The following is a 25898-nucleotide window of genomic DNA, read 5'->3' as shown; positions in this document are numbered from 1 at the left end:
CTCTTACGGGTCGAGAGCCGGAGGGGTGAAGCGCGCTCCCCCAGCCCTTGCGTATCGCCTGCCATAGGGAGCGCTTAACCAGCGTTTACCAGGCAGGTGTCCCATCTCACCAAGGATTCACCTCTAAACTGTCAGGGTTTGCCCGGATATGTAGTGAGAAGTACTTTTGGATCAGTGACGCCCGTCTGCCATAGTCGGGGACACGACCCCCATTGACCCGGGCTCAGGTCGTCACGGCGCCCGTGGAACACACCCCATACGTCCACGGCGCTTCTCGAAAGCCCCCACCGTGCCCGACCGCGGCCGCCGGGGGCTTTCGCGTATCCGCGCACCTTGCCCTCAGCGGTCGCTGACCCGCATCTCGAACCAGGACGTCTTGCCGCGCGGCAGCAGGTCCACGCCCCAGCGGTCGGAGAGCTTGTCGACGAGGAAGAGGCCCCGGCCGCTCAGGTCCATCTCATGGACCGGCATCAGACAGGGCAGTCCGCGCGAGGGGTCGCGGACCTCGACGCGGATCCAGCCGCGCCGCTTCTCCATGCGCAGGCCGAAGACGCGGGCGCCGGTGTGCCGCACGGCGTTCCCGACGAGCTCGGAGACGAGCAGGACGACGTCCTCGGTGAGCTTCGGGGAGAGCCGCCAGGTGCGCAGGACGACGACCTGGGCGAGCCGGCGCGCGATGGCGGCGGACTCCGGGCGCGACGGCAGCCGCACCTCCGCTTCCGTCGGATTGCCGAACAACTCCAGCGCTTTCAGCGCGTGTTCGTCCTCTGCCGCCGGCGACCAGCGTGCCGCGGTCGCACTTCCGTGCCGCCGCGGCCGTTCGAAACCCTCCAGCCCCGCCATGCCCCCCATCATGGCCGCCCCGCGGGGCCTCCGGGGCCCTTCCGGCGGAATAAGCCCCCCGGAACCAAGCGTTCCGGGGGGCCGGGTAGGCATATGCCAGTGGCAGAAAGCCCTCGAAAAAACGAGCCTGACCTGCGGCGTCCTCCCACTCACGGGCAAGTGCGGCGCACCGGGCACGGGGCAGACTTAAGGTTGCGTTAAGCCGGTCGTAAACCGCTCCTTCGGGGGACGGCCCCGGCTGACGTCGGCCCAACTGGTGGGCAGATGGGGTGAGTTCAGAGGAACTTGGCCTTGCCCGGGCCCTCCTCCACGAAGCTGCGCATGCCCCGCTCCCGGTCCTCCGTGGCGAACAGGCCCGCGAACCACGTGCGCTCGATGGCCAGCCCCGTGTCGAGGTCCGTCTCCAGGCCCGCGTCGATGGACTCCTTGGCGGCGCGCAGCGCGATGGCCGGGCCCCGGGCGAGGCGCGCGGCCCAGGCGTGTGCCTGCTCATACACCTCGGCGGCGGGCACGACGCGGTCCACCAGGCCGATGGCGAGCGCCTCCGGGGCCTTCACCTGGCGCCCGGTGAAGATGAGGTCCTTGGCCTTGGCGGGGCCGACCAGGCGGGCCAGGCGCTGGGTGCCGCCCGCGCCGGGGATGAGGCCGAGCAGGATCTCGGGCTGGCCGAGCTTGGCGTTGTCCGCGGCGATGCGGAAGTCCGCGCAGAGCGCCAGCTCGCAACCGCCGCCGAGGGCGTAGCCGTTGACGGCGGCGACGACGGGCTTGGGGATGCGGGCCACGGCGGTGAAGGACTCCTGGAGGGCCCCGGAGCGCGCGATCATGGCCGCGTGGTCCATGGCCTGCATCTCCTTGATGTCCGCGCCGGCCGCGAACACCTTCTCGCCGCCGTGGATGACCACGGCGCGCACGTCGTCGCGGCGCGTGGCCTCGGCGGCGAGCTCCTTGAGGCGGTCCTGGGTGGCGATGTCCAGGGCGTTCATCGGGGGGCGGTCGAGTCGGATCGTGCCGACGCCTTCGGCGACTTCGAGGGTTGCGGTCATGCCAGCAGGTTAACGGGGGCTAACGCGGAAGAGGAGAGGGGCCCGGCGCACTGGTTCTCAGCGCACCGGGCCCCTCGGGGCACTCACCGGGAGGGCTTACGCCTTCCACTCCTCCCACGGCATGTTCCAGCCGTTGTAGCCGTTGTCCGGCTGGATCTTCTTGTCGGCGGAGTTCTTCACGACGACGACGTCACCGATCATCGAGTTGTTGAAGAACCAGCCGCCGGGCGTCTTCTTGCTGTAGCCGCCGCGCACGTCGCTCAGGCCTATGCAGCCGTGGCTGGCGTTGGTGTTGCCGAAGGCGCCGCCCGACCAGTAGTTGCCGTGGATGAACGTGCCGGAGGTCGACAGGCGCATCGCGTGCGGGACGTCCTTGATGTCGTACTCGCCGCCGAAGCCGACGGTCTCGCCGTTCATCCGGGTCACCTGGAGCTTCTCGCTGATGACCATCTCGCCGTTGTACGTGGTCGTGCCGGGCGCGCCCGCGGTGATCGGGATCTTCTTGATCTGCTTGCCGTCGCGGACGACCGTCATCTGGTGCGTCTTGGCGTCGACGGTGGAGACCTGGCTGCGGCCGATGGTGAACTTCAGGGTCTTGGACTGCTTGCCGTAGACGCCCGGGCGGCCCTCGACGCCGTCGAGGTTGAGCTTGACGGTGACCTTGGTGCCGGGCTTCCAGTACTTCTCCGGGCGGAAGTCGAGGCGGTCGTTGCCGAACCAGTGGCCCTCGACGGGCACCGACGGCTCGGTCTTGATCTGGATGGCCTTCTCGACGGCCTCCGGGTCGGTGATGCCCCGGGTGAAGTTCACCGAGAACGGCATTCCGACGCCGACCTTCGCGCCGTCCTCCGGGGTGAACTGGCCGATGAAGGTGTTCTTCGGGGTCAGCGTGGTGAAGGTGGTGTCCTTGGCGGACGCGCGGCCCTCGGAGTCCTTCGCGACCGCGTGGACCTTGTACTTCGTGGCCGCCGCGAGGTGGTGCGCGGGGGTCCAGCCGGTGCCGCCCGAGGTGATCTTGCCGGGGACCGGGTTGCCCTTGCTGTCCACGACCTTGACCTCGGAGAGCTTGCCCTTGTCGGCGGCTATCTTCAGGGCGCCGCTGGTGGCCACCGACTCCGCGCCGTCCTTGGGGGCTATCGTCACGACGGCCGCCGACGGCGCGTTCTTGTCCGCCTTGTCCTTGCCGTCGTCCCCGGCGTCCGAGCCGCCGCCCCCGCATGCCGCGACCGCCAGCAGTGCCGCTCCCGACAGCACTGCCGTCAGTCCTCTGGCGCCCCTCCGCCGCACGCGCCCACGCGCGTCCGCCGAAGCCCCCGATATAGGTCGCCCGTTCACGATGTGTCTCCCCTCGCACGGCCTGGATCCAGGCCCGCACCCCAGTGCACCTGCGCGTTTCAGCCACGCGCAAGCGATAGATAACCACACGGATCCGGGCGGCGACTCCCCGCCAATGTCACCGTTCCGTTCCAACTGCCCGTGGGGTGCGGATGGATCTTGGTCAGCCGTCTCACCCCGACTTCACCCAGTCCTTCCACGCCATGTTCCAGCCGCCGAGGCCGTTGTCGGGAGCGACTTTCCGGTCCTTGCTGTTGACCACTTCGACGACGTCCCCGATGAGGGTGCGGTCGAAGAACCAGCCCGCGGGCGTCTTGGAGCTGCCGCCCTTCACGTCGCGCAGGCCCACGCAGCCGTGGCTGACGTTCTTCCTGCCGGGGGCGTCCGGCGCCCAGTAGTTGCCGTGCAGGAAGGTGCCGGAGGTCGTCAGGCGGATGGCGTGCGGCACGTCGGGGATGTCGTACTCGCCGCCGAAGCCGACGGTGCGGCTGTTCATGCGGGTCACCTCCAGCATCTCCGTCACCACCATCTTCCCGTTGTACGTGGTGGTCTTGGGAGCGCCCGCGGTGATCGGCACGGTGGAGATCAGCTCGCCGTCGCGGCGTACCTCCATGGTGTGCTCGGCGGCGTCGACCAGGGACTGCTGGTGGCGGCCGACGGTGAACGCGAAGGTCTTGTCCTGGAGGCCGTAGACCCCGGGGGCGGCCTCGACGTCCCGCAGGCGCAGGGCGACGGTGACCTTGGTGCCGGGTTTCCAGTACTTCTCGGGGCGGAAGTCCACGCGGGTGCCGCCGAACCAGTGCGGGCGGATGTCGACGGCCGGGCGCGCGCTCACGTGGATGGCGCGCTGGACGGCCGCGCGGTTGCGGACCTCCTCGTTGAACTCCAGGGAGATGATCATTCCGGTGCCGACCGTGGAGCGGTTCTCGGGCGCCACGTAGGCGACGAAGCGCTCGTCGGGGACGGCCGTGCGGAAGGTGGTGTGCCGGGCCGAGCGGCGGCCGTGGCCGTCCAGGGCGACGGCGTCGACGGCGTACGTGGCGGCGACCGCGAGCGGGCCCTTGTCCACCGGCCGCCAGGTCATGCCGTCCACGCTGATGCGGCCGGGCACCTCGAACTTCTGCGCGTCCTGCGTCCGGACCACCTCGACGGACTCCAGCCGGCCGCCGGGGACCGTCACCTCGAACCGTTCGTCGGGCTTGACCGCCTTGCTCCCGTCGTCGGGCGACACCCGGATCGCGTCCGCGGGCGAGCGCGATTTGCCGAGGACCGTGTCCAGTCCGCCACCGGTACAGCCCGCTGCCCCCGCCAGCAGGCCTGCCCATGCCACCACCGCGGCCAGCGCGGTTCCTGCGCGCCGTGCGCGCCTCGCAACCTGTCTCACGTGGGACCCAACGACCGTCGTCCCCTGGGGAAACGTGAGTGCGACGCGCGCGCTGGGCAGAACAGTGGGGAGGACGACGTAGGGGGAGCCGCGGCCGGGACGCCGTATGCCCTTCTTCGCGCGTCGGCCGACAGAGCCGCGGGAGGCTGACAGGTGTCGAGCGCATCCGAGCAAGGGACAGTGCGGGAGGCACGGGCGAAGGGGCGCGCCGCGCCCGAGGGGCCCCGCCGTGAACGGGAGCCAGCGGGCCGCGGCGCGCGTGGCGCCCACGCGGCCGGTGTGGCCGGGGGCGCCGACGCCGCTCGGCGCCCGCTTCAAGGCCGGACCCGACGGGGTGGCGGGCACCAACTTCGCGCTGTGGGCGGGCGGGGCGGAGGCGGTGGAGCTGTGCCTGTTCGACACCGAGGGGGACGGGGTCGTCGAGACGCGCTGTCCGCTGACGGAGCTGACGCACGAGATCTGGCACGGCTTCCTGCCGGGCGTGCGCCCCGGGCAGCGGTACGGATACCGCGTGCACGGCCGCTGGGACCCGTGGACCGGCGCCCGCTGGAATCCGGCGAAGCTGCTCCTCGATCCGTACGCGCGTGCGGTGGACGGCGACTTCACGCTGCCGGCGGAGGTGTACGGCCATGTGCGCGACTGGCCCCAGCAGCACGTGGCGGACACCGTGCGCGACGACCGGGACTCGGCGCCGTACGTCCCCAAGGGCGTGGTCGTGCACGACGACGCCCCGGACGACGAGTGGGCCGACGACCGGCGGCCGAAGACGCCGTGGGCGGACTCGGTCATCTACGAGCTGCATGTGCGGGGCTTCACCCAGCTGCACCCGGGGATTCCCGAGGAGCTGCGCGGTACGTACGCGGGTCTGGCGCATCCGGCGGCGCTGGAGCATCTCGTACGTCTTGGCGTGACGGCGGTCGAGCTGATGCCGGTGCACCAGTTCGCGCACGAGGACCATCTGCTGCGGCGGGGGCTGAAGAACTACTGGGGGTACAACTCCATCGGCTACTTCGCGCCGCACGCGGCGTACGCGGCGTCGGGGACGGCGGGGCAGCAGGTCGGCGAGTTCAAGCGGATGGTGCGGGCGCTGCACGAGGCGGGGATCGAGGTCATCCTCGACGTGGTCTACAACCACACGGCGGAGGCCGGTGAGCTGGGCCCGATGCTGTCGCTCAAGGGCATCGACAACCGCGGCTACTACCGGCTCCAGCCGGGCGACGCGCGGCGGTACGCGGACTACACGGGCTGCGGCAACACCCTCCAGGTCGTCCAGCCGCACGTCCTGCGCCTCATCACGGACTCGCTGCGGTACTGGGTGACGGAGATGGGGGTGGACGGCTTCCGCTTCGATCTGGCGGCGGCGCTGGCGCGGTCCTTCCACGACGTCGACATGCTCTCGCCGTTCCTCGCGGTGATCGCCCAGGACCCGGTCCTGCGGCGGGTGAAGCTGATCGCCGAGCCGTGGGACGTGGGCTCGGGGGGCTATCAGGTGGGTGCCTTCCCGCCGCTGTGGACGGAGTGGAACGACCGCTACCGGGGGGCGGTGCGGGACTTCTGGCGGGGCGCGCTGCCGGACGTACGGGATCTGGGGTACCGCCTTTCGGGGTCGAGCGATCTGTACGCGTGGGGCGGGCGCAGGCCGTACGCGTCGGTGAACTTCGTGACCGCGCACGACGGCTTCACCCTGCGGGACCTGGTCACCTACGAGCGCAAGCACAACGAGGCCAACGGCGAGGGCAACCGCGACGGCTCCGACGACAACCGCTCCTGGAACTGCGGCGTTGAGGGCGAGACGGACGACGAGGGCGTCACGGCGCTGCGGCGGCGGCAGCTGCGCAACCTCATGACGACGCTGCTGCTCTCCACCGGGGTCCCGATGTTCGTCGCGGGCGACGAGATGGGGCGCACGCAGCGCGGCTCGAACAACGCCTACTGCCAGGACAACGAGATCAGCTGGGTCGACTGGGGGCTGCGGGACGAACCGGGATGGCGCGAGCTCTTCGCGCTGACGTCACGCCTGATGGAGCTGCGGCACCGGCATCCGGTGCTGCGGCGCCGGGCGTTCTTCTCCGGGCGGGCGCACTCGGCGGACGGCCTGCGGGACCTGGCGTGGTTCACGCCGCGGGGCACGGAGATGACGGAGGCCGACTGGTACGCGCCCGCCGCGACGCTCGGCATGTACCTCTCCGGGCGGGACATACCCGGCCGTGACGCGCGGGGCGCGCCGGTGGCCGACGACAGTTTCCTCGCCGTCCTGCACGCGGCGGAGCAGCCGCTGGACTTCGTGCTGCCGGGGCCGCCGTGGGCGCGGTCCTACGAGGTCGTGGTGGACACGGCGCTGGAGGAGCAGGCGGCGCCGCCGGGCACCGTGCACCGGGCGGGGGCCGCGGTGACGGTGCCGGGGCGGTCGGTGCTGCTGCTGCGGGTCAGCCGCACCTGACGTAGGCGGAGGCGCTGTTGGTGCGGTCCTCCAGGCCGTTGATCGTCACATAGGCGTCGGCGGAGTTGGCGTTGTCGCACTTGGTGCTCACCGTCGGGCCGAAGCAGCCGATCTGCTCGCCGGGGTCGAGGCGGGTGTCGTTGCAGGACGCGTTCCCGCCGAAGGAGGTCACGATGTTGTTGCGCGTGACGTTCGCTCCCTTGGTGCCCCGGTTCGCGAGCACGAGTACGGCCTGCTGCTTGGTGCGGTCCGGCGTGCGGACGAGGCAGGTCTGTATGGCGATGTTGGCCGATACGCGGTGGTTGACCGTGGTCGAGCAGTCGACCCAGTTCGCGTTGGTCGTGAAGGACTGCCAGATCGGCGCGGCGGCGGCCGGGCCCGCCGCGAACAGCGCGGTGGCCGTGGCCGCGCCCGCCACCATCAGTCCCTGTACGAGTCGGCGCATGTGATCCCCCTGGATTCCGGCTGCGATCCGCGGTCCCCATGTGGATCATGGCGCGTTCGCGTGGGTGACCTTATGTGATCCCTACCTCCGGAAGCCACCGCTCCGGTTTGCCTCCGGCACCTGGTCCAGACCGGAGTATTGCCGCGCCCCCGGGCGGGCGCCAAGCTCGGGCCATGGACCTCGAATTGCGGCACCTGAAGACGATTCGGGCGATCGCCGACGCGGGCAGCCTGACCAAGGCGGCCACCGTGCTCGGGCTGGCGCAGCCCGCGCTGAGCGCGCAGCTGAAGCGGATCGAGCGCGCCCTCGGCGGGGAGCTGTTCGAGCGGGGGCGGCACGGGGTGCGGGCCACCGCGCTCGGCGAGTTCGTGCTGGCGCGGGCGCGGGTCGTACTGCCCGCGGTGAGCGGGCTGCGGGAGGAGGCGCAGCGGTTCGCGCGGGCCTGGGAGGACGGCCGCGGGTTCCGGCTCGGCGGGACGCACGGGCCGCTGCTCGGCGCCCTGGTGGACCGGCTCGCCACCGCGCATCCGGGGGTGCCCGTCTCGACGCACACCTCCTGGTCGGAGCGGGAGATCGCGGCGCTGACCGCGGCCGGGAGCCTCGACTTCGCGCTGGTGGGCACCTGCGGGGCGAGCGCGCCGCCGAAGAGCGACCTGCTGGTGTGGCGGGAGGTGGGCCGCGACCCCGTCTTCGTCATGCTGCCGACCGGCCATCCGCTCGCCGGCCACCAGGAGATAGAGCTGGGGCGGCTCGCCGGTGAGGCGTGGACGGACGTGCCGGGTGACGGCTGCTTCGCGGACTGCTTCAACGCGGCGTGCGCGCGCGCCGGGTTCACCCCGTCGCGGGTGTACGAGACGGATGTCGCGTCCTGCGTCCATCTGGTGCAGGTGGGGCGGGCGGTGGGGCTGTGCCGGGCGACGTTCCCGCCGACGCCGGGTCTGGTGACGCGGGCGCTCGCGGGGACGCCGCTGTACTGGCGGCACGTGCTCGGCTGGCATCCGGCGGCCCCGGCCCACGACACCGCGGCCGCGGTCTTCGCGCAGGCCCGTACGGCGCACACCGAGGCCGCGGCCCGCAGCGAGAGCTACACGGCGTGGCTCGCGGCGCCTTCCATAACGCCGGGGACGGGGGTCGACTGACAGCTGATGAGGGGCAGTTGAGGCTTCTACGGTGTGAGGCGATCCCCGCTCATCCCTCGCCACCCGAGGAGATCCCCGCATGCTCCCCACCCCACACAGACGTGCCGCGGCCGCCTGTGCCGCGCTCGCCGCGGCCGGTGCGCTGGTCCTCGCCGGGCTACCCGGCAGCGCGTCCGCCCAGACCGACCCCGCCGCCGCCTCCCCGTTCCCCTCCCCCGCCGAGAGCGCCGCCGTCGGCAAGACCTCTCCCGGAGTCTTGAAGGCGATGCAGCGCGACCTCGGCCTCACGTCGGCGCAGGCCAAGGCTCGTTTGGTCAACGAGGCCGAGGCCGGCGCCGACGCGGGAGCCCTGCGGAACGCGCTCGGCCGCTCCTTCGCGGGCGCCTGGGTGCACGGCGCCACCTCCCAGAAGCTCACCGTGGCCACCACCGACGCCGCCGAGGTGCCCGTCATCGAGGCGCGCGGCGCGAGCGCCGAGGTCGTGCGGCACTCCGTCGCCCGCCTGGACGCCGCGAAGGCCCGCCTCGACCGGGCGGCGAAGAAGACGGCGACGCGCGACGCGCCCGTCTGGTACGTCGACGTGCGCTCCAACGCGGTCGTGGTGCGCGCCGTCAAGGCCGCCGCCGCCACCTCCCTCGTCTCCGCCGCGGGCGTGGATTCCTCCCTCGTACGCTTCCAGGAGACGCGGGAGCGGCCGCGTCCGCTGTACGACCTGGTGGGCGGCGACCCGTACTACATGGGAGGCGGGCGCTGCTCCATCGGCTTCTCCGTCACCAAGGGCGCCCAGCAGGGCTTCGCCACGGCGGGGCACTGCGGACGCGCGGGCACGGCGACCACCGGCTACAACCGGGTGGCCCAGGGCACGTTCCAGGCTTCCATCTTCCCCGGCAGGGACATGGCCTGGGTCGCCACGAATTCGCAGTGGACCGCCACCCCGTACGTGAAGGGCCCGGGGGGCCAGCGGGTCGGCGTCGGGGGCTCCACACAGTCCCCGGTGGGTGCGTCGATCTGCCGGTCCGGCTCCACTACGGGGTGGCACTGCGGCACGATCTCGCAGCACAACACCAGCGTCACCTATCCCGAGGGCACCATCAGCGGCGTGACCAGGACGACGGTCTGCGCGGAGCCCGGTGACTCGGGCGGCTCCTACATCTCCGGCAGCCAGGCACAGGGCGTCACCTCGGGCGGCTCGGGCAACTGCCGCAGCGGCGGCACGACCTACCACCAGCCGATCAACCCGCTGCTCCAGCAGTTCGGGCTGACGCTGAGGACCACGGGGGGCGGCGACCCGGGCCCTGGTCCCGGTGAGCCCGAGCCGGGCGGCACGTGGGCTGCCGGCAAGGTGTACGCGGCGGGTGACTCGGTCACGTACGGCGGTGCCACGTACCGGTGCTTGCAGCCGCATCAGGCGCAGCCGGGCTGGGAGCCGCCCAGCACCCCGGCGCTGTGGGAAGCCGCCTGATCGGCCACCGCCCGGCCGCTCAGCCGAGGATGCCCCTGCTGTACGCCGTCGCGACGGCCGCCGCACGGTCCTTGACGCCCAACTTGCCGTAGATGTGCGTGAGATGCGTCTTGACCGTGGCCTCGCTGATGAACAGCTCCGCCGCGATGGCGCGGTTCGACGTGCCCCTGGCGACGAGCGCGAGCACCTCCCTCTCACGGGTGCTCAGCGGTTCGTTGCCAGGGGCACGCACGCGTGAGACGAGCCGGGAGGCGACGGCGGGCGACAGGACCGTGCGGCCCTCGGCGGCGGCGCGCACCGCGGTGAACAGCTCCTCGCGCGGGGCGTCCTTGAGCAGATAGCCCGTCGCGCCCGCCTCGATCGCGGGCAGCGTGTCGGAGTCCGTGTCGTACGTGGTGAGGACCAGGACGCGGGCGCGGGCGTCGGTCGGCGCGGGCGCGGGCATCGCCCATCGCGCTCGAAGACGCATCGGTTGACGGCGGGGTACGACCTCGCCGGGGCCCCGGGTCCGCCTGGACCTACGACCAGCGGAGTACCGCGTACGGGCCGAAACTCGGTGGGCTCTGTCAGTGGCCGTCCGTAGGCTCGCTCCTGATGCCGAAATCAGATGCCCCCGCCTCAGCCGCCCCTGCCGAAGGACGGTCCACCGTACGGTCGTTGCTGCGCCTGTGGCCGTATGTGCGCCCGGTCAGGGCCCGCCTCATCACCGCGGCCGTCGTGGCCGTCGTCGCCTCCTGTACGGGGCTGCTCTTCCCCCTCGTACTGAAGTGGATGGTGGACGGCCCGGTGGCCGACGGGGACGGCGCGGGGGTGTGGCTGGGGGCGCTCCTGCTGCTCGCGCTCGGGGTGACGGAGGCCTTGCTCTTCGGGCTGCGGCGCTGGCTCGTCGCCCGGCCACTGGCGCGCGTGGAGGCCTCCATGCGGGCGGACCTCTTCCGCCACCTCCAGCGGCTCCCGGTGGCCTTCCACGACCGGTGGGCGTCGGGGCAGTTGCTCTCGCGCGGCACGACGGATCTGATGCTGCTGCGCATGTTCCTCGCCTTTCCGCTGACGTTCCTGCTGGTGAACGGCGCGACGATCCTGGTCGGCGTGGTCATCCTGCTGGGCCAGGACTTCCTGCTCGGCCTTGTGCTGCTCGCGCCCGTGGCGCCGATGGTGATCGTCTGCGCGTACTACGAGGGGCGCTACACCGCGGTGGCGCGGCGCGCGCAGGACCAGGTCGGCGATCTGACGACGGTCGTCGAGGAGAGCGTGCTCGGCATCCGCATCATCAAGGGCTTCGGCCGCCACCGCAGCCAGGCGCGGGCGTTTCGCGAGCTGTCGCACACGCTGCGGGGCACGGAACTGGCCAAGGCGCGGATCCTCGCTGCGATCTACGCGGTGATCATGTCGCTGCCGGAGGCCGCGATCGGGGCGGCGCTCGTGCTCGGCACGGTGCGGGTCGCGGACGGCGACCTGTCCGCGGGCACGCTGGTCGCGTTCCTGTCGACGGCGCTGGCGCTGCGCTGGCCGGTGGAGTCGATCGGTTTCCTGCTCGCGATGACGCAGGAGTCGGCGACGGCCACGGAGCGGTACTTCGAGGTGATGGACGCCGAGCCGGAGGGCGCCGCGGACGCGTGTGCCGTTGGCCGGGGCGCGGAGGGGGAGGTGGCCGCTTCCGGCGGAGGCGACGGGGGCCGCCCGGACGCGAAAGGCAAGGTAGCCGCTTCCACCGGCGACCGGGCCAGCCGGGACGCGAAGGGCGAGGTGGCCGCTTCCACCGGCAGCGACGGGGCCCGCCCGCACCCGAAAGGCGAGATGGCCACTTCCACCGGCGGCGGGACCGGCCCGCACGCAGAAAGCGAGGTAGCCGCTTCCACCGGCGACCGGGCCAGCCGGGGCGCGAAGGGCGAGGTGGCCGCTTCCACCGGCAGCGACGGGGCCCGCCCGCACCCGAAAGGCGAGGTAGCCGCTTCCACCGGCAGCGACGGGGCCCGCCCGCACCCGAAAGGCGAGATGGCCACTTCCACCGGCGGCGGGGCCCGCCGGGACGCGAAGGGCGAGATGGCCACTTCCACCGGCAGCGACGGGGCCCGCCCGCACGCGAAAGGCGAGGTAGCCGCTTCCACCGACGGCAGGGCCCGCCCGCACCCGAAAGGCGAGATGGCCACTTCCACCGGCGGCGGGGCCCGCCGAGGTGGCGGGCTGCGGTTCCACCACGTGGTGTTTCGATATCCGGACGCACCGCCGGACGCACCGCCGGTCCTCAGTGGCATCGACCTCCATATCCGCCCCGGCGAGACGATGGCCCTGGTCGGCGCGACCGGCAGCGGCAAGACGACGCTCACCGCGCTGGTGCCGCGCCTGCACGAGGTGAGCGGTGGCCGCATCACGCTGGACGGCGAGGACATCACCGCGATGGACCGCGAGCGGCTGCGCACGCTGGTCTCCGTGGCCTTCGAGGAGCCCACGCTGTTCTCCGCCACGGTCGGGGAGAACGTCCTGATGGGCGCCGAAGAGTCCGCGGGCGAGGCCGAGTTGGCGCGGGCGCTCGACGTGGCGCAGGCCGACTTCGCGCACGCCCTGCCGCAGGGCACGGACACGCAGGTCGGTGAGCAGGGCCTGAGCCTGTCCGGCGGTCAGCGACAGCGGCTGGCGCTGGCCCGCGCGGTGGTGGGCCGCCCGCGCTTCCTGGTCCTGGACGACCCGCTCTCCGCGCTCGACGTCCATACGGAGGCGCTGGTGGAGGCGGCGCTGCGGCGGGTCCTCGCGGACACGACCGCGCTGATCGTCGCGCACCGTCCGTCCACGGTGCAGCTCGCCGACCGTGTCGCGCTGCTGTCGGGCGGGCGCATCGCCGCCGTCGGCACCCACCAGGAACTGCTGCGGGAGAACGCGGAGTACGCCTGGCTGATGTCGGGGGCCGACACCACCGACAACACCGTCACCGCCGACCGCACCGCCGAGGAGGCTGCCCGATGACCACCTCGTCGACGTCGACGTCCACGTCACGGACCACGAAGCCCTCGGGCCCCGAGGACTCCGGAGCCGAAGCACCTCCGAGCGCCGTGCCGGACCCGCACTCCGCACACGCCGACGACCCCTTCGACAAGGACGACCTGCCCGCGCCGCCCGGCGCCACCCGCGCCCTCCTGCGCTCGCTGCTCTCGCCGCTGCGCGGGCGCGTCGTCCTCGCCGCCGTCCTGCTGCTCGTGCAGCAGGCCGTCGTGCAGGCCGGGCCGCTCCTCGTCGCGTACGCCATCGACCGGGGCGTGCCGGCCGTGCGCGCCGACGACTACGGCCCGCTCATCGCGGTCGCCGTGGGCTATCTGCTCTGCGCGGGCGCGTCGGGCACCCTCCAGTACGCCTTCATCGTCGCCTCCGCGCGCGTCAACCAGGACGTGCTGCTCGATCTGCGCGGGCGCATCTTCCGGCACGCCCAGGCACTCAGCGTCGACTTCCACGAGCGGTACACCTCCGGGCGGCTGATCTCCCGCTCCACCACCGACGTGGAGTCGCTGCGCGAACTGCTCAGCGAGGGCCTCCAGGAGCTCATCACGGTCCTGCTCTCCTTCGTCTACATCTCGGCGATGCTGCTCTGGCTCGACCTGGGCCTCGGCGCGCTCGCGGTGGCGTCCTTCGTGCCGCTCTACGGCCTCGTACGCCTCTACCAGCGGCGCGCCGGGGTGATGTTCCGCAACCGCTCGACCGCGATCGCCGCCGTCATCGTGAAGTTCGCGGAGACCATGAACGGCATCCGGCCGGTGCGGGCCTTCCGCAGGGAGCGGGCCAACGACGCGGAGTTCGCCGCGCTCAACAGCCGCCACGAGCGGAGCAACGGCGACGCCATCCTGGAGATGGCCCGCTATGTCGTCGGCTCCCGCCTGGTCGCCAACGTCGCCGTCGCCGGGATCGTCCTGTGGGGCGCGCACCGCGTCGCGGAGGGCGGCCTCGCGCTCGGTGTGCTGGCCGCCGCCGTGCTGTACCTGCGGCGGCTGTACGACCCGATCGACCGGCTCGGCATGTTCCTCAACTCCTACCAGTCGGCGGCGGCTTCCCTGGAGAAGGTGGCGGGGCTGCTCGCCCAGACCCCGACCGTGCCGGAGCCGGCGGCCGCCGCCGCGCGTCCGCTGCCCGCGCTGGAGTCGGCGCACCCGGGCCGCGAGGTCCGCTTCGACGGGGTGCGGTTCGCCTACCGCACGGGCGGTGAGGTGCTGCCCCGCTTCGACCTGACGCTGCCCGCCGGGCAGACCGTCGCCGTGGTCGGCTCGACCGGCGCGGGCAAGTCGACGCTGGCCAAGCTGCTGGCCCGCTTCTACGACCCGACGGAGGGCGGCGTCCTCCTGGACGGCGTCGATCTGCGGGAGCTGGCCGGTGCGGAGCTGCGGCGCGGGGTGGTCATGGTGACGCAGGAGGCGTTCCTGTTCTCCGGGACGGTCGCCGAGAACATCGCGATCGGCCGCCCCGACGCCACCCGCGAGGAGATCGAGCGCGCCGCCAAGGCCATCGGCGCCCATGACTTCATCGCGGCGCTCCCCGACGGCTACGACACGGACGTACGCAAGCGCGGTGGCCGGATCTCGGCGGGGCAGCGGCAGTTGGTGGCCTTCGCACGGGCGCTGCTCGCCGACCCGGCGGTGCTGATCCTCGACGAGGCGACCAGTTCACTGGACATCCCGGGCGAGCGGGCCGTGCAGCGCGCCATGCACACGGTGCTGCGCGGACGCACCGCCGTGGTGATCGCCCACCGGCTCTCCACGGTGGAGATCGCCGACCGGGTCCTGGTCATGGAGCACGGCCGCATCGTGGAGGACGGCAGCCCCGCCGAACTCATCGGGGGGACGGGCTCGTTCGCGGACCTGCATCGTGCGTGGCGGGAGAGTGTGGTGGGCTGAGGGCACGGGAGCACCGGCGGGGAGACGAGCACATGACGGCACCACGGGCGGGGAGTTGAGCCGACGGCATGACGGACGCGAGCACGGGCACGGGCACGGGCACGGGCACGGGCATGGGCATGGAGACGAACGCGGGCACGGAGACGAGCACGGATGCGTCGCGGGGACCGGGGGCGCGCGGCGGCGTGTCACAGGCGGTCGCGGAGGCCGTCCGTGAACGGTCCCACGGCATGTGCACCGTTCCCACGGAGTACCAGGGGTATCCGGACGTCGCCTTCGGGGGGTACGTCGCGGGGCTGCTCGCCGGATGCGCGTCGGCCGGCACCGTCCGGGTGGACTTCCGGGCCGCGACCCCGGTCGGCGTACCGCTGAGGCTCGCGCAACTGGACGGCGGCGGCGCCCGGCTGACCGGCCGGGCGGACGCCTTGCTGGCGACGGCGACGCCGGCTCCCGCCGTGTCCGTGGCCGACGTGCCGCCGGCGCCGTCCCTGGAGCGGGCCCGGGCGGCGACCGAGGCGTTCCATGCCGGCGGCCTCACGGGCCTCGCCGTGGACGGGACGTCGGTGGACTGCTTCGGCTGCGGGCACCGGCCGCCGGACCGGGGCCTGCGCCAGCACTGCGCGCGGGTGCCGGGCAGCGACATGGTGGCGACCGCCTGGACCCCGCACCCCGCGTTCGCGGACGCGCGGGGACGGCTGCGGACGGAGGTGCTCTGGGCCGTCCTCGACTGCCCGACGGCCTGGGCCGGGATCCACGTCGGCACGCTGCGGCCCGGCGCGGTCACGGCCTCGCTCACGGCGACGCTGCTGCGCCCGGTGGTCACCGGCGAGGACCACATCACGTACGCCTGGCCGACGGCCACGACGGGCCGCAAGCACACGATGGGCGTGGCGGTGGCCACGGCGCGGGGCGAGCTGTGCGCGGTGGGCGAGGCGTTGTGGATCGACCCGCGCCCGCGGGCGACGGGCTGATCGGCGGGCTGAGCTTCGAGCGGCGCACCGTGCGCGGGAGGAGTGCCTGACCGCGCACGGGCCGCCCGCACCGGAGTCTCCCCACCCCCCTGGCCACCACTCCGCATACCGAACGCGCCCAACCGGCCAACGGACTAATTCCGGCCAACTCTTGATGCGCTCCTGACAGAGACACGGCTCCGGTGCCACTCTTCCCCTCGACCGCCGCACGGCTTTCAACAACGCGACGGTTTCTCTTCACGCAACACCCCTTGTGCAACGCCCAGTTCCGCGTACCGCCCAAGTTCTGCGTACCGCCCCCGCACTGCCCGGACGGCGATCCAGCCGCCCGGTAGCTCTGGCCGCGCCACCCCGCGGCCGCGCAGAAGGAGTCCGTGTTGAGAAACACCTCCCACAGACCGACCTCCCACCGCCGTTCGGCCCGCACCCGCGCGACCGCCGTCGGCGCCCTCTCCGCAGTCGCCGCCCTGTTGGCCGTCGCCGTCCAGGCGGGCCCCGCCTCGGCCGACGACCCCGCGGCGAAGTCCCCCACCGCGACCCAGAGGCTCGGGAAGGTCGACCCCGGCGCGCTCGCCGCCAAGCTCTCCCCCGCCCAGCGCGCCGAGCTCATCCGTGACGCCAACGCCACCAAGGCGGACACCGCCAAGGACCTCGGTCTCGGCGCCAAGGAGAAGCTCGTCGTCCGCGACGTCACCAAGGACCGTGACGGCACGGTCCACACCCGCTACGAGCGCACCTACGACGGCCTGCCCGTCCTCGGCGGCGACCTGATCGTCGACACCGCCGAGTCGGGGAAGACCGAGGGCGTCACCAAGGCCGCCAAGGCGCGGCTCAAGGGCATCGACATGAGCGCCGAGGTCAAGGCGTCGGCCGCGGAGAAGCAGGCGCTGAGCGCCGCGAAGGCCGAGGGCTCGAGGAAGACGGACGCGGACCGGGCGCCGCGCAAGGTCGTGTGGCTGGCCAAGGGCGAGCCGGTCCTCGCGTACGAGACCGTGGTCGGCGGTCTCCAGCACGACGGCACGCCGAACGAGCTGCACGTCGTCACGGACGCCGCCACCGGCAAGAAGCTCTTCCAGTGGCAGGGCATCGAGAACGGCACGGGCAACACCCAGTACAGCGGCCAGGTGCCGCTCGGCACCGCCCAGTCGGGGTCGAACTACACGCTCACCGACACCACCCGCGGCAACCACAAGACGTACAACCTGAACCGCGGCACCTCCGGCACCGGCACCCTCTTCTCGGGCGCCGACGACGTGTGGGGCAACGGCCTGCCCGCCAACCTGGAGACCGCCGGCGCCGACGCCCACTACGGCGCCGCGCTGACCTGGGACTACTACAAGAACGTGCACGGCCGCAGCGGCATCCGCGGCGACGGCGTCGGCGCGTACTCCCGGGTCCACTACGGCAACAACTACGTCAACGCCTTCTGGTCCGACGCCTGCTTCTGCATGACGTACGGCGACGGCGCGGGCAACGCCAAGCCGCTCACCTCCATCGACGTGGCGGCCCACGAGATGACGCACGGCGTGACGGCCGCGACCGGCAACATGACCTACAGCGGCGAGTCCGGCGGCCTGAACGAGGCCACCTCCGACATCTTCGCGGCGGCCGTCGAGTTCAACGCCAACAACGCCCAGGACAAGGGCGACTACTACGTCGGCGAGAAGATCGACATCAACGGCGACGGCACCCCGCTGCGCTACATGGACAAGCCGAGCAAGGACGGTTCGTCCAAGGACTCGTGGTACTCCGGGATAGGCGGCATCGACGTCCACTACTCGTCGGGCGTCGCCAACCACTTCTACTACCTGCTCAGCGAGGGCAGCGGCAAGAAGGAGATCAACGGCGTCCAGTACGACTCGCCGACCTCCGATGGCCTGCCGGTGACCGGCATCGGCCGGGACAAGGCGTCGCTGATCTGGTTCAAGGCGCTCACCACGAAGTTCACGACGACGACCAACTACGCGGCGGCCCGCACCGGGACGCTCGCGGTCGCCGGTGAGCTGTACGGCACGACGAGCGCCGAGTACAAGGCGGTCGCCCACGCCTGGGCCGCCGTGAACGTCGGTGCCCGCCCCGGTGGCGAAGAGCCCGGCGGCACCTCCTTCGAGAACACCACGGACGTCTCCATTCCCGACAACGGCGCCGCGGTCACCTCCACGGTCGACGTCACCGGACGCACCGGCAACGCGCCCAGCGCCCTGAAGGTCGGCGTCGACATCGTGCACACCTGGCGCGGTGACCTCCAGGTCGACCTGGTGGCCCCCGACGGCACGGTCTACCCGCTGAAGCCGACGAGCAGTTCGGACTCGGCGGACAACGTCAAGGAGACCTACACGGTCAACGCCTCCTCGGAGGTCGCCAACGGCGCCTGGAAGCTGAAGGTCCAGGACAAGGCCGCGCAGGACACGGGCTACATCAACAGCTGGAAGGTCACCTTCCCGTAGACCCCGCGCCCAGCGCGAGTTCCGCCCAGCACACAGACACGCCGCCGCCCCGGGTGATCGACTCCCCGGGGCGGCGCGCGTGGGCGGCCGGGCGCGTTCACGCCCTGTTCGCATTACGTATGTCGACCATCGCTCAACGGACGATATCCGGCCAACATCCGGCCAAAATGCTGACATGTACCTGGCTCGAATGACACGCTTCCCCGCAACACGCTGCACGTGCGGCACCACGCCGCACATCCGCATCGCGTCTTTTTCTGCCCTGGGCGGCCCTCCATGTCGTCCAGGCCCCCACAGATGGAGCCCGCGTGACCTCTCGTATATCCGCCAAGCGCTCGACGCTCGCGATAGCCACCGCCGTCGCCGCAGGAGCGCTGCTCACCGCCGGACTGACCACCGGCGCCTCCGCCCAGCCGGAGCAGGACACCGAGCCGTCCGGCTCCCCCGTCGCCCTCTCGGCGACGGCCCGCGCGGACCTCCTCCAGGACGCGAACGCCGACAGATCGGCGACCGCCGAGCGCATCGGCCTCGGCGCCAAGGAGAAGCTCGTCGTCCGCGACGTCGTCAAGGACCGCGACGGCACGACCCACACGCGCTACGAGCGCACCTACGACGGCCTGCCCGTCCTCGGCGGCGACCTCGTCGTGCACACCGCGAAGAACGGCGAGCCGAAGGGCGTCACCAAGGCGACCGAGGCCACCGTCAAGGTGGCCTCCACCCAGGCCGAGCAGCCCAAGTCCTCCGTGGCGAGGTCCGCCGAGTCGACCGCCGCGAAGGCGAAGACCGCGCAGGCCGACGCGCAGGCCCCGCGCAAGGTGATCTGGGCCGCCTCCGGCAAGCCCGTCCTCGCGTACGAGACGGTCGTCACCGGTGTGCAGAAGGACGGCACGCCCAGCAGGCTCCACGTCATCACGGACGCCACGACCGGCAAGAAGCTGTACCAGCACCAGGAGATCGAGAACGGCACCGGCAACAGCCAGTACAGCGGCAAGGTGACGGTCGGCTCCAAGAAGGTCACGAGCGGCTACGAGCTGACCGACAAGGCCCGCGGCGGCCACCGCACCTTCGACCTGAAGCACGCGGAGAGCGGCGCGGGCAAGCTCTTCAAGGACGCCAACGACGTCTGGGGCAACGGCAAGCCCTCCAGCGCGCAGACCGCCGCCGTCGACGCCGCCTACGGCGCCCAGCTCACCTGGGACTACTACAAGGCCGTGCACGGCCGCAAGGGCATCAACGGCGACGGCAAGGGCGCCACGTCGCGGGTCCACTTCGGCAACAACTACGTCAACGCCTTCTGGGACGACAGCTGCTTCTGCATGACGTACGGCGACGGCGAGGGCAACAAGAAGCCGCTCACCTCGATCGACGTCGCGGCCCACGAGATGACGCACGGCGTCACCTCGGCGACCGGCAACATGGAGTACAGCGGCGAGTCCGGCGGCCTCAACGAAGCCACCTCGGACATCTTCGCCACCGCCGTGGAGTTCAGGGCCAAGAACCCCAAGGACGTCGGTGACTACCTCATCGGCGAGAAGATCGACATCAACGGCGACGGCACCCCGCTGCGCTACATGGACAAGCCGAGCAAGGACGGCGGCTCCCTGGACAAGTGGAAGGCCGGCGCCGGGAACGTCGACGTCCACTACTCCTCGGGCATCGCCAACCACTTCTTCTACCTGCTGTCCGAGGGCAGCGGCAAGAAGCGGATCAACGGCGTCCAGTACAACTCGCCGACCGCCGACGGCTCCAAGGTGCTGGGCATCGGACGCGCCAAGGCCGAGAAGATCTGGTACAAGGCCCTGACGACGTACTTCACGTCGACCACGAACTACAAGGCGGCCCGCAAGGGCACGCTGCGTGCCGCGAAGGACCTGTACGGCGCGGACTCCACCGAGTACAAGCGCGTGGCCGCGGCCTGGACCGGCGTCAACGTCAAGTAGCAGGTAACAGCAGGTAATACCCCGGGAAAGGGGCGGCGTCCGACGGGACGCCGCCCCTTTCGCGTTCACCGCAGCAGTACTCCCGCCGCCTCACCGGTGGCCTCCGACGGCACGGTCACCAGCCCCAACTCGGCTCCGTCCGCCAGCAGCCGGTGCGCCGGAAGGATCCGCACCGTGTACCCGAACGACCCCGTCCGGTCCAGCGCGAGCGGCCCCTCGTACACCCGCCGCCCCTCCTGGTCGGGCCCGCCGACCGGCTTCAGCGGCACCGGCGTGGCGCCGGTGATGCGGTCCTCCGGGTCGACGCGGCCCGCGATCGCCTGGACCTCCACGTCGTCGGGGGTCAGCTCGCCGAGGTGCACGCGCACCCGCAGGGCGAGCGTGGCGCCCAGTTCGGCGGTGGCACCCGTCGCCGAGGCCTCCACGTGGTCGACGGTCACCCGCGGCCAGGCCGCGCGCACCCGGGCCTTCCACACCGCCAGCTCGCCTGCGGCCGTGACGTCGAGCGCGCGGTGGGCGCGGGCGGCGGGGGCGTACAGCTCCTCGACGTACTCGCGCACCATGCGGCCCGCGAGGACCTTCGGGCCGAGCCGGGTCAGCGTCCTGCGGACCATCTCGATCCACCGGTCGGGCAGCCCGCCGGGGCCCCGCTCGTAGAAGCGGGGGGCGACGCGGCGCTCGAGGAGGTCGTAGAGCGCGGCGGCCTCCAGGTCGTCCCTGCGGTCGTCGTCGGTGGCGGCGCCGTCCGCCGTGGGGATCGCCCAGCCGAAGTCGGGCTCGAACCACTCGTCCCACCAGCCGTCCAGGACCGAGAGGTTGAGCGCGCCGTTCAGGGCGGCCTTCATGCCGCTGGTCCCGCACGCCTCCAGGGGCCTGAGCGGATTGTTCAGCCACACGTCGCAGCCCGGGTAGAGCTTCTGCGCCATGGCCATGCCGTAGTCCGGCAGGAACACGACGCGGTGGCGCACGCGCGGGTCGTCGGTGAAGCGCACCAGTTCCTGGATGAGCCGCTTGCCACCGTCGTCCGCCGGGTGCGCCTTGCCCGCGACGACGATCTGGAGGGGCCGCTCGGGGTGCAGCAGCAGCTCCATCAGCCGGTCGCGGTCGCGCAGCATGAGCGTGAGGCGCTTGTACGAGGGGACGCGGCGCGCGAAGCCGATGGTGAGGACGTCGGGGTCGAGGACGTCGTCGATCCAGCCCAGCTCGGCGGTGGCCGCGCCGCGCTGGCGCCAGGAGGCGTACAGGCGCCGCCTGACCTCGTCGACGAGCTGCCCGCGCAGGGTGCGGCGCAGCTCCCAGATGTCGGTGTCGGGGATGTCGGCCACCGCGTCCCAGCGGTCGGAGCCGCCCACCGACAGGGCGTCCTCGGTGCGCCGTTCGCCGATCTGGCGGGCGCCGAGCGCGAGGACCTCGGGGGCGACCCAGGTCGGGGCGTGCACGCCGTTGGTGACCGAGGTGATCGGGACCTCCTCGGGGTCGAAGCCCGGCCACAGGCCGGCGAACATCTCGCGGCTGACCGCGCCGTGCAGGGTGGAGACGCCGTTGGCGCGGCTGCCCAGGCGCAGGCCCATCACGGCCATGTTGAAGAGGTTGGGCTCGCCTCCGGGGTAGGTCTCCATGCCGAGCCGCAGGATGTCGCCGACGTCGACGCGCGGCAGTTCGGCGTCGGGCCCGAAGTGGCGGGCGACCAGCTCCCGGTCGAAGCGGTCGATGCCGGCGGGGACGGGCGTGTGGGTGGTGAAGACGGTCCCGGCGCGGACGGCCTCCAGGGCGGTGTCGAAGCCCACGGCGGGGCCGGTCAGTTCGTGGATGCGCTCCAGGCCGAGGAAGCCCGCGTGCCCCTCGTTGGTGTGGAAGACCTCCGGTTCGGGGTGGCCGGTCAGCCGGCAGTACGTCCGGACGGCGCGTACCCCGCCGATGCCGAGGAGCATCTCCTGGAGCAGCCGGTGCTCGCTCCCGCCGCCGTAGAGCCGGTCGGTGACGTCGCGCTCGCCGCGGTCGTTCTCCTCCACGTCGGAGTCGAGCAGCAGCAGCGGTACGCGGCCGACCTGCGCCTGCCAGACGTGGGCGCGCAGCGAGCGTCCGCCGGGCAGGGCGAGCGCCACGAGGGCGGGGGTGCCGTCCGCCTCGCGGAGCAGGGTCAGGGGCAGTTCGTTCGGGTCGAGGACGGGATAGTGCTCCTGCTGCCAGGCGTCGCGGGAGAGCGACTGGCGGAAGTAGCCGTGCCGGTAGAGCAGGCCGACGCCGATGAGCGGGACGCCGAGGTCGCTGGCGGCCTTGAGGTGGTCCCCGGCGAGGATGCCGAGGCCTCCGGAGTACTGCGGCAGGGCGGCGGTGATGCCGAACTCCGGCGAGAAGTAGGCGACGGCGCGCGGCAGGTGCGCGGATCCTCCTGCCCGCTGCTGGTACCAGCGCTCCCCGGTGACGTACTCCCGCAGGTCGCCCGCGGCCTCGCCGAGGCGGCGCAGGAAGTCCTCGTCGGTGGAGAGTTCGGCGAGGCGCGCGGGCGGGACGCCGCCGAGCAGCCGCACCGGGTCGCAGCCGGACGCCTCCCACAGGCCCGGGTCGACGGACCGGAAGAGTTCACGGGTGCGTGGGTGCCAGGACCAGCGCAGATTGCGGGCCAGCTCGGCGAGGTGGCCGAGGGGGTCGGGAAGGACGGGACGGACGGTGAAACGACGGATTGCCTTCACGGTCTCCACCTTCGCGGGGTTTCACGGGGATTCGCAGGAGATTCGCTGCAATGCACAGAGGTGCGGCACATATCGGCCGACGCCACACGAAGGTAGCGGCGGGCCGCCGTCCGCCACTACGGCGCACGGGGCGCACGCCTCGCGTGCCACGCGCCGTGCCCCGCGTTCCAGACGCGTACGCCGCGGTCGGCCCCCTACCCGCTGTAATCTGCGACGTGCTGACGCGTCACAGGAATTGACAACAGAACCACCGGGGGGCGGGGCGCATGATCGGCCGGTTGCGGGAGACTTCGCCGCTGCGGGTGGGGCCGTACGAGACGCTGGTCCGGCTCGGCTCCGGCGGCATGGGCGAGGTGTTCCTGGCCACGCCGGGGCCCTACGAACCGGACGCGCTCGTCGCCGTCAAGGCCCTCCGCGCGGATGTCGCGGGCGACGCGCCGTTCCGGGCCCGGTTCCGGCGCGAGATATCCGTCGCGAGGTCCGTGGACAGTCCCTACGTCGCGCATGTCGTCGCCGGTGACGCGGATGCCGGGCAGCCGTGGCTCGCCACGGAGTACGTCGCCGGGCCGAACCTCGCCGAGGCCGTGCGGCGGCACGGCCCGCTGCCGGTCGCGTCCGTGGCCGCGCTGGGCGCCGGGTGGCCGCGCGCTGGCGGCCGTGCACGCGGCGGGCGCCCTGCACCGTGACCTGAAACCGGCGAACGTGCTGCTCGGCGCGGCGGGGCCGAAGCTCATCGACTTCGGCGTGGCGCGGGCGCTCGGCGCGACCACGATGACGTCGACGGGCCTGCTCGTGGGCACGCCCGGCTTCATGTCCCCCGAGCACGTGGCGGGCGGGCGCCATGTGGTGGCCGCCTCGGACGTGTTCTGCCTCGGTTCGGTCCTGGCGTACGCGGCGTCCGGCGCCGACCCGTTCGGGGACGGCCCGGTGGCCGCGGTGCTGTACCGCGTCGCGCGCGCCGAGGCCGAACTGGGCGGCGTACCGGAGCCGTTGCGGGTCGTCGTCGCGTCCTGCCTGAGACCGGACCCGGCCCAGCGGCCGGAACCGGCGGAGCTGGCCGCCCTGCTGGCGGCCCTGCGGGACGGCGGTGACGGCGACGGTGACGGCCACGACCAGGCAGCCGACGGAGGCGGCGGCTCCTTGTGGCCCGCGGCCGTGCTCGCCGCCATCGCCGAGGTGCGCCGCGACGTCGAGCAGGTGTGCGCCTCGGGGCGGCCCCTGCTGCCCCTGTCCGCGCGGCCCGCGGCCACCCCCGCGCACCCGCCGACGCAGGTCCCCACCTGGAGCCCGGCCCGGCCACCGCCTCCGCGCAGAGCTCCGAGGTGCACGGCCTGCCCACCATGAGTTCCGCCCGCCGCCGTCCGCCCGGCGCGGCCTCGGACGCCGCGGCGCGGTCGCCGTCATCGCCGCCGTGGCCGTGGCGGGCGCCGCCGTCGGCGCGCTGCTCGCCCTGCGCGGCGGCGGCTCCGGCGCCGGGCGGACGGCGAGGGCGCGGGGAGCGCGGGCGCCACGGGGTCCAGGACACCGGGGGCCGACCGGCCGTCCCTCTCCCGCGCCCAGTTCGTCGCCCGCGCCGGGGTCGACGTGTCCGGCACCGCCGACCGCAGCGGCCTGGTCCCGCAGTACGAGGAACAGCGGCCCAAGGGCTGGCAGCCGTGGCGCGCCACGTTCGGCCACACGCCGCTGAAGTGCGCGGCCGACACCGAGGCGGTGGTGTGCCTGCTGACCAACGGCACGTACGAGGCGCGCGACGCCGCCGACGGGCACCGCCTGTGGACGTCCGACGGCCGCTCGGCCGAGGACCGCGGCACGAACGGCGAGGCGTATCTCGGCCCGACCGGGGCGCTCTTCATGCCGGGCGACGACCAGGACCCCGTGGTGCGCGGCGGGACGACCGTCGTCGCGTACAAGGGGCGGTTGCAGGTGCGGGAGTCCCGCTCCGGTGACGTGCGCTGGACCGTGGGCGCGCCGGCCGGCAAGAAGGTCACCGGAGCGCTGCTCACGGACGACCACCTGATCGTCTCCTCGGAGGGCGAGCCGGGCGGCCCGGGCGGCCCTCTGGGGGCCACGGTCCAGGCCTTCCCCCGCGAAGGACGCGGCGGCGACCCCGTGTGGACGTACGACCTCGCCACCGGGACCCTGGCCAAGGCCGAGCAGGGCGGCTACACGGCCGCGCTCGCCCATGACGGCGTCGTCTACGCGGACTCCGAGGACGGGGTCATCGCGCTCGACGAGAAGAAGGGCGACCGGGTGGGCGGCGTCTACGACGACGGCCAGTGCCGCACCCTCATGGCGGAGCCCGCGTCGGGGCAGCTCCTGTGCTCCCAGGTCATCGGCGACACCGGGGAGTTCGATGACCCGACCGCCGACCCGCAGACCCGCGTGACGCGCCTGGCCCCCCGTACGCTCGCGGTCGAGGGGAAGTTCGGCTTCAAGGCCCCGCCGATCGGCTCCGACGGGCACCCGGGCCTGGACGTCGTGGTGAGCGCGGTCACCCCGGACGCCGCCCTCGCGTACGACACGACGGGCGGCAGGCTGCTCGTGGCCGACCCGAAGAACGGCCGCGTCACCCGTGAGGAACGCCTCTCCGTCGTCGACTACGTCATCGAGCGCCCCGTCTCCTCCGGGGCGCTGGTCATCGGCGACCGCGCCCTGACCGCCGACAACACCACCCTGCGCACCGTGCCGCTCACCAAGTCGGGCGAGGTGCGCGGCGTCAAGGTCCCCGGCGCGCCCGGCAACCGCCGCCCGGAGCCGCCGCAGGACACCGGCACGGTCCTCGCGGACCTGCCGAAGCCGCCGACGGTCCTGCCGCTCGGCGGGATCGCCACGATCGTGTACGACCAGGGGACCGTCGTCTCGGTCGAACTGCCCTCCTGAGC

General features: G+C 72.6%; 17 protein-coding genes and 1 pseudogene. 11 read left to right on the top strand and 7 right to left on the bottom strand.

Features of this window, described 5'->3' with window-relative positions; genetic code table 11:
• Positions 1–339: 339 nt before the first annotated feature.
• The 4 genes from KKZ08_RS26890 to KKZ08_RS26875 all read right to left on the bottom strand — a co-directional run bounded on the left by KKZ08_RS26890 (position 340) and on the right by KKZ08_RS26875 (position 4551).
• Positions 340–843 carry an ATP-binding protein gene (locus tag KKZ08_RS26890; RefSeq protein ID WP_223776880.1) on the bottom strand — a complete coding sequence of 168 codons (504 nt, stop codon included), beginning with the start codon at positions 841–843 and terminating at the stop codon, positions 340–342.
• A gap of 275 nt (positions 844–1118) precedes the next feature.
• Positions 1119–1886 carry an enoyl-CoA hydratase-related protein gene (locus tag KKZ08_RS26885; RefSeq protein WP_223776879.1) on the bottom strand — a complete coding sequence of 256 codons (768 nt, stop codon included), beginning with the start codon at positions 1884–1886 and terminating at the stop codon, positions 1119–1121.
• A 96-nt stretch (positions 1887–1982) separates the two neighbouring features.
• Positions 1983–3221, bottom strand: a complete 1239-nt coding sequence (locus KKZ08_RS26880; RefSeq protein WP_223776878.1) for an Ig-like domain-containing protein — start codon at positions 3219–3221, stop codon at positions 1983–1985.
• A gap of 172 nt (positions 3222–3393) precedes the next feature.
• On the bottom strand, positions 3394–4551 hold the full coding sequence (locus KKZ08_RS26875) for an Ig-like domain-containing protein (RefSeq protein ID WP_223779205.1): 1158 nt from the start codon (positions 4549–4551) through the stop codon (positions 3394–3396).
• 283 nt (positions 4552–4834) lie between these two features.
• On the opposite strand from KKZ08_RS26875, the gene glgX reads away from it, so the two are divergent.
• Positions 4835–7045 (top strand): glycogen debranching protein GlgX, encoded by a 2211-nt coding sequence (glgX, locus tag KKZ08_RS26870; protein ID WP_223776877.1) that lies wholly within the window; start codon positions 4835–4837, stop codon positions 7043–7045.
• Here the strand turns inward: glgX and KKZ08_RS26865 are convergent.
• Positions 7032–7490 carry a hypothetical protein gene (locus KKZ08_RS26865; protein ID WP_223776876.1) on the bottom strand — a complete coding sequence of 153 codons (459 nt, stop codon included), beginning with the start codon at positions 7488–7490 and terminating at the stop codon, positions 7032–7034. The two genes, glgX and KKZ08_RS26865, sit on opposite strands and share 14 nt — an antisense overlap.
• Positions 7491–7663: 173 nt before the next feature.
• Between KKZ08_RS26865 and KKZ08_RS26860 the strand changes: the two genes are divergently transcribed.
• Positions 7664–8629: a LysR family transcriptional regulator gene (locus tag KKZ08_RS26860; RefSeq protein ID WP_223776875.1), complete on the top strand. Its 966-nt coding sequence runs from the start codon at positions 7664–7666 to the stop codon at positions 8627–8629.
• A gap of 79 nt (positions 8630–8708) precedes the next feature.
• Positions 8709–10091, top strand: coding sequence for a carbohydrate-binding protein (locus KKZ08_RS26855; protein WP_223776874.1), 1383 nt, complete (start codon positions 8709–8711; stop codon positions 10089–10091).
• A 19-nt stretch (positions 10092–10110) separates the two neighbouring features.
• On the opposite strand, the pseudogene KKZ08_RS26850 reads toward KKZ08_RS26855, so the two are convergent.
• Positions 10111–10512 (bottom strand): annotated as a pseudogene (locus KKZ08_RS26850) (response regulator transcription factor); the annotation flags it as partial.
• Between the two features lie 173 nt (positions 10513–10685).
• Between KKZ08_RS26850 and KKZ08_RS26845 the strand changes: the two are divergent.
• From KKZ08_RS26845 to KKZ08_RS26825, 5 genes are all read left to right on the top strand, one after another.
• Entirely contained in the window at positions 10686–13052 is a 2367-nt protein-coding gene (locus KKZ08_RS26845; RefSeq protein WP_223776873.1) for an ABC transporter transmembrane domain-containing protein, read from the top strand.
• Positions 13049–14965, top strand: coding sequence for an ABC transporter ATP-binding protein (locus tag KKZ08_RS26840; RefSeq protein ID WP_223776872.1), 1917 nt, complete (start codon positions 13049–13051; stop codon positions 14963–14965). The genes KKZ08_RS26845 and KKZ08_RS26840 overlap by 4 nt, the downstream gene beginning before the upstream one ends.
• A gap of 68 nt (positions 14966–15033) precedes the next feature.
• Positions 15034–15936, top strand: a complete 903-nt coding sequence (locus KKZ08_RS26835) for a hotdog fold domain-containing protein (RefSeq protein WP_223776871.1) — start codon at positions 15034–15036, stop codon at positions 15934–15936.
• A 374-nt stretch (positions 15937–16310) separates the two neighbouring features.
• Positions 16311–18383, top strand: coding sequence for a M4 family metallopeptidase (locus KKZ08_RS26830; protein ID WP_223776870.1), 2073 nt, complete (start codon positions 16311–16313; stop codon positions 18381–18383).
• Between the two features lie 308 nt (positions 18384–18691).
• Positions 18692–20323, top strand: coding sequence for a M4 family metallopeptidase (locus KKZ08_RS26825; RefSeq protein WP_223776869.1), 1632 nt, complete (start codon positions 18692–18694; stop codon positions 20321–20323).
• 65 nt (positions 20324–20388) lie between these two features.
• On the opposite strand, the gene glgP is transcribed toward KKZ08_RS26825, so the two are convergent.
• The gene (glgP, locus tag KKZ08_RS26820; protein WP_223776868.1) at positions 20389–23016 is read right to left on the bottom strand and encodes an alpha-glucan family phosphorylase; all 2628 of its coding nucleotides are present in this window, start codon (positions 23014–23016) and stop codon (positions 20389–20391) included.
• Positions 23017–23294: 278 nt separating this feature from the next.
• On the opposite strand from glgP, the gene KKZ08_RS38725 reads away from it, so the two are divergent.
• From KKZ08_RS38725 to KKZ08_RS26810, 3 genes are all read left to right on the top strand, one after another.
• Positions 23295–23702, top strand: coding sequence for a protein kinase (locus tag KKZ08_RS38725; RefSeq protein WP_263303361.1), 408 nt, complete (start codon positions 23295–23297; stop codon positions 23700–23702).
• On the top strand, positions 23674–24360 hold the full coding sequence (locus KKZ08_RS38720) for a protein kinase (RefSeq protein WP_263303360.1): 687 nt from the start codon (positions 23674–23676) through the stop codon (positions 24358–24360). The genes KKZ08_RS38725 and KKZ08_RS38720 overlap by 29 nt, the downstream gene beginning before the upstream one ends.
• A 240-nt stretch (positions 24361–24600) precedes the next feature.
• On the top strand, positions 24601–25896 hold the full coding sequence (locus KKZ08_RS26810) for a PQQ-binding-like beta-propeller repeat protein (RefSeq protein WP_223776867.1): 1296 nt from the start codon (positions 24601–24603) through the stop codon (positions 25894–25896).
• Positions 25897–25898 lie beyond the last annotated feature (2 nt).

It is taken from the genome of Streptomyces sp. 135 (assembly GCF_020026305.1).
Classification (GTDB): Bacteria; Actinomycetota; Actinomycetes; order Streptomycetales; family Streptomycetaceae; genus Streptomyces.
This window is presented reverse-complemented; position numbering and strand designations above follow the sequence as displayed.